Here is a 5,123-nt window from a genome sequence, read left to right as displayed (position 1 = left end):
GGGTCGGGCTCAGGGTCGGGGTTGCTTGGCTCATGCGGCTCACCGGCTCACTGGTAGTGGACGAAACGCCGGCTGAGCCGGAACTGGAGGGCGGTGACCGCCATGATCAGCACGAAGAGCAGCACGCCCACCGCGGATGCCTCGCCGAAGTCGAGCTGCTCGAAGGCCCTCTCGTAGATCACCATCACCACGGTGCGGGTGGCGTCGCCGGGTCCGCCGTCGGTGAGGACGTAGGGCTGTTCGAAGACTTGCAGGGCATTGATGATGCCGACCACCGACGCGACGAGCAGTGTCGGCGAAAGCAGCGGCAGCGTGATGCCGAGGTGCTTGCGCAGGCCGGTCGCGCCGTCGAGGGCGGCGGCCTCGTGGATCTCCTTGGGGATGTTGTTCAGACCGCCGACGAACAGCAGGAACGAGAAACCGAACTGCTGCCAGACGTAGACCAGGATCACCGTGGCCATCGCCGCGTTCTCCGAGGTCAGCCAGGGCACGGGCGCGACGCCGACCAGGCCGATCAGCCAGTTCACCACCCCGAAGTCCTGGTTGAACAGGTACTTCATCACCACCGAGATCGAAGCGGCGGACAGCACCAGCGGGAAGAAGAACGCCGAACGGAACACCGACCGCAGCCACACCGGCATCCGCCCGTTCAGCGCGAGCGCCAGCGCCAGCGCGATCAGCAGTTGCAGCGCGACCGCGAGGACCATGAAGAGGAGCGTGTTGCGGAAGGAGATCAGGACGGTCGAGTCCGTGAAGGTCGTACGGTAGTTGGCGCCGCCGGCGAAACGGGGCGGGTCGATCACGTTCCAGTGGAACAGGCTCAGCACGATGGACCCGATGATCGGTACGACCGTGAAGACGACGATGCCGACGACCGTGGGCGCCAGGAACAGCACGGCCAGCAGCCGGGTGCCGCGGTCGCGGACGGACGGCCGCACGGCGACGGCGGGCGGCGTGGCGGGCCGCGGACGTACGGCCGGGACCTGGGTGTTCGGGACCTGGGTGTTCGTCATATCTCACGCTCCATGGCCTGCTCCAGGTCGCCCTGCATCCGGCGCAGCGCGGGACCCACCGCATGCGGCGAGGCCAGTGCGGTGCCGGTGTACTTGAGCAGGACGTCGGTCACCGCGGCGACCTGCGGCGGCGCGGGGATCGGGCCGGTGTCGGGAAACCGGTCGAGGGTGTCGTAGAAGACCTGCCAGTGTGCCGGGCCGCTCGCTGCGTAGCGTGCGGCGTTCAGCATCGAACGCCGGGCCGGAGTGGTCTGGTTGCTCTGGAACAGCCGGGTCATGGTGTCCTTGCGGGCCGCGTATTTGATGAACTCCCAGGCGGCTTCCTGCTTCTTCGAGGTGCGCAGCAGCGCGTAGCCCGCCGCGCCGAACTGGTGGCGCTGGGTACGCCAGCGCGGGAAGTACTGCACGTCGTAGTCGGCGGCCCGCATGCCGGCCAGATGCAGGCCGCCCGCCCAGAATCCGCCCGCCGGTGTGACGCCGACGCGGCCGGTGGAGAACACGCCGACCAGATTGTTGCCGTTGCCGCCCTCGGGCCGGGTGCACAGGTTCTCCTGGACGAGGGAGGCGAGATAGTCGTACGCCTCCTCGACCCGGTCGGCAGTGGCCTGCGGGGTCGTCCAGCGGAAGCCCCCGCCGCGCCCCTGCCGGTCGGCGGCCGGGTAGAAGGTGTCCCACAGCCAGGAGCCGCCGGGCGCCTTCGACTCCTTCAGCAGGTTCGTGCCGTTCGCGAAGAGCCAGGGCACCACGCCGCCCCACAGCCGGTTGGTCCAGAAGTACGGCGTGAAGTGCGCATCGCCGGCCCGTTTCATCTCCCGCAGCAGCGCGGTGAAGTCGTCGCGGCTCCAGTCGGCCGCCGGGAAACCCGCGCCTGTCCGTTTCAGCACCTGCTTGTTGAGGTAGATGTCGGCGGCGTTGAACTCCATGGGCAGTTGGTAGAGGTTCCCCTCGTACATCATCGACTCCACCAGCGAGGGGTGGACGTCGGAGAAGTACTCACGCAGCTCCGCCGCGTCCCGCCGCACCCAGCGGTCCAGGGGCACGCCGAGCTGCCGGGCGAACAGCTGCACGCCCTCGGTGGCCACGTACACCAGGTCGGGGGCGGTGCCCGCGGCGATCTGGGTGAGGATCTTCGCGAAGAAGTCCGACCAGTCGACGGCCTGCACCGCGTTCACCCGCAGCGGGATGTCGGGGTGGAGCCGGTGGAAGCCCTTGGTGAGGGCGTCGACGGTGGCCGGGTCGAAGGCGGAGCCGAGGGTGGCGACGACGAGGGAGCCGTCGTCACGGCCGGGGATGTCGGCTCCCGTGAGACGGTCCCAGCTCGCGGCGGTCGCGGCCAGGGCGGCTGCTCCGGCCCCGTATGCGCCGTACCGCAGCAGCGTGCGGCGGGGGAGGTGCGAGTCAGTCATCCAACGGGCCTAACTCGTGTTAGTTCAGGGTTGATGCCCCAGATGATGGGAACCGGGCAGCGGACCTGTCAAGGGTCGGGAACGCTTGACCTTTAACGAGTTAGGTCTACAGTCCTCGTTCACATGGGAGCTGTGAGCCGCCACGAGAGGAACGATGTGTCATGCCCGGAACATCGGGGATTTCCAGGAGATCACTGTTCGCGGGATCGGCGGTGGGCACCGCCGCCGCGCTGCTGCCCACCGCAGCGGCCACCGCCGCCCCGAAGCCCGAGCCCGGGGCCACGGCCAAGAGCGGGACCGAGTCCGCGGCGGGCGGGGCGAGTTACCGCGCCGCGTACCACTTCACGGTCCCCGACCAGTGGAAGAACGACCCGCAGCGGCCCGTCTGGATCGACGGCGAGTACCACTACTACTACCTCTACAACGCCGACTACTTCACCGGTGCCGTCGGCACCGCCTGGCGCCTGGCCACCACCAAGGACCTGGTCTCCTTCACCGACCGCGGGGTCGCCGCACCCAAGGACACCACGCCCAACGGCGATCTCTGGTCGGGTTCGGCGGTGGTCGACACCGGCAACACGGCCGGATTCGGCGCGGGCGCGGTCGTCGTCCTCGTCACCATGTCCCCCGGCGACGGCACCAACAACCAGGCGCAGTTCCTGTACTACTCGACCGACGGCGGTCTCACCTTCACCAACTACCGGACCGACCCCGTCCTGCCCAACCCCGGCGTCGCCGACTTCCGCGACCCCAAGGTGATCCGCGACGAGGACCGGGACCGCTGGGTGATGACCCTCGCCGAGAACGACAAGATCGGTTTCTACCACTCCGACGACCTCAAGTCCTGGACGTACGTGAGCGGTTTCGTCCACGGCGGCATCGGCGTCCTGGAGTGCCCCGACCTGTTCCGCATCACCGCCGACGACGGCACCGTGAAATGGGTGCTCGGCGCGAGCGCCAACGGGAAGGGCTCGGGGCTGCCCAACACGTACGCCTACTGGACGGGTTCCTTCGACGGCACCACGTTCACCGCCGATGCGCGTGACCCGCGGTGGCTCGACCACGGCTGGGACTGGTACGGCGCCGTCACCTTCGAGAAGCGGGGCGCGAGCGGCGCGGTGGACGCGGCTGCCCGGTACGCGATCGGATGGGTGAACAACTGGGACTACGCCAACACCACCCCCACCATCGACTGCGACGGCTTCAACGGCACCGACTCCATCGTCCGCGAGATCACCCTGAAGAAGGCATCCGACAACACCTACTACCTCGCCTCCCAGCCCGTCGCCGGCCTCGACTCGTACGTCTCCCGCACCGTGAACCTGGGTGACGTGACCGTGGACGGCACGAAGGTGCTCGACTACACCGGTATCTCCTACGAGGTGACGACCGAGATCACCTGGTCCCGACTCACCGGCGCCGGCCTCCAGCTGAGGCGCTCACCCGACGGCGGTCGGCACATCGACGCCGGGATCTACGCCGACTACGCCTTCCTCAACCGACGCAACACGGTGAACGCCGACACGTCCGGCAAGTGGCAGGAGAGCCACACCCCGTTCGACCCGTCCGCCGGCACGGTGAAGTTGCGCATCCTGGTGGACCGCACGTCGGTGGAGATGTTCGTCGACGACGGCCGCTACGTGCACACCAGCCAGGTGTTCCCGTACCTGCTGGACACCCGGCTCGCACTGTTCACGATCGGCGGCAGCGCGGTGTTCCGCAACACGGTGATACGTGAGTTCTCGGTGTGAGGCCGGCCAGGGGCGCGGGTGCACCCGTACGCGTGAACCCGATCGGCAACACCGGAACGGGCCGCCCGGTCCTGGAAGGACCCGCGCTCCGCCCCGCTGTGGCGATCGTCACGAAGGTCTTCGGAGTCCGTTTGCGTACGCTGATCCCGGCCGTTCGTGAAGGGCAGCCCGGGGGAGTGGGAACGACCCCGAGTAGCTCTCCCGGCGTCTGATGCACCGTCAGGAAAGTCGGCAATCGGTCAGCGTGAGTCCTGGAAAACCAGGGGGAGCTGCCCGAACATGCGACTGACTGTGGGGCGCAGAAACAGCCCTTGACCTGCAAAAATGCAGGCAGGGAGCCTACTTGCAGGAGTGCACCGATGCTTCGTACCATGTTCAAGTCCAAGATCCACCGAGCCACCGTCACACAAGCCGACCTGCACTACGTGGGATCCGTGACGATCGACGCCGACCTCCTCGACGCGGCCGATCTCCTGCCGGGCGAGCTCGTGCACATCGTCGACATCGCCAACGGTGCCCGCCTGGAGACGTACGTCATCGAGGGGGAGCGCGGTTCGGGGGTCGTCGGGATCAACGGGGCCGCGGCCCACCTCGTCCACCCCGGAGACCTGGTGATCATCATCAGCTACGCGCAGGTCTCCGACGCCGAGGCGCGGGCCCTGAAGCCCCGGGTCGTGCACGTGGACGCCGGCAACCGCATCGTGGCCCTCGGCGCGGACCCGTCCGAGCCGGTTCCGGGCTCGGACCAGGAGCGCAGCCCGCAGGCCGTCACTGTCTGAACGCGGTGACTGGCCGCCCACCCTCCGGGTACCCGTGGGGCAAGTCCAGAGCCGACGCATCGTATGGCTGGAGGACACGATGACGCACCCGTTCCCCGACCCGGTGAAGCCGGGGCCGACTCCCGGACCGGGGCCCGACCGCCCGGAGCCGTTCCCGGACCCGGGGCCCAGCCC

General features: G+C 68.5%; 4 protein-coding genes. 2 read left to right on the top strand and 2 right to left on the bottom strand.

Annotation, left to right across the window (positions count from 1 at the left end; genetic code table 11):
- Positions 1-47 precede the first annotated feature (47 nt).
- Entirely contained in the window at positions 48-1,013 is a 966-nt protein-coding gene (locus FNH08_RS44145; protein ID WP_152777145.1) for a carbohydrate ABC transporter permease, read from the bottom strand.
- Complete coding sequence (locus FNH08_RS44140; RefSeq protein WP_152777144.1) at positions 1,010-2,419, bottom strand: extracellular solute-binding protein; 1,410 nt, start codon at positions 2,417-2,419, stop codon at positions 1,010-1,012. Before FNH08_RS44140 ends, FNH08_RS44145 begins: the two co-directional genes overlap by 4 nt.
- Before the next feature lie 161 nt (positions 2,420-2,580).
- On the opposite strand from FNH08_RS44140, the gene FNH08_RS44135 reads away from it, so the two are divergent.
- Positions 2,581-4,170, top strand: coding sequence for a glycoside hydrolase family 32 protein (locus tag FNH08_RS44135; protein WP_152777143.1), 1,590 nt, complete (start codon positions 2,581-2,583; stop codon positions 4,168-4,170).
- A 359-nt stretch (positions 4,171-4,529) separates the two neighbouring features.
- Positions 4,530-4,949 carry an aspartate 1-decarboxylase gene (gene panD, locus FNH08_RS44130; RefSeq protein ID WP_152777142.1) on the top strand — a complete coding sequence of 140 codons (420 nt, stop codon included), beginning with the start codon at positions 4,530-4,532 and terminating at the stop codon, positions 4,947-4,949.
- The last annotated feature ends 174 nt before the right edge of the window (positions 4,950-5,123 follow it).

The organism is Streptomyces spongiae (genome assembly GCF_009377185.1).
Lineage (GTDB): Bacteria > Actinomycetota > Actinomycetes > Streptomycetales > Streptomycetaceae > Streptomyces > Streptomyces spongiae.
Note: the sequence above shows the minus strand (reverse complement) of the source record. Positions and strands in the feature narration are given on the sequence as shown.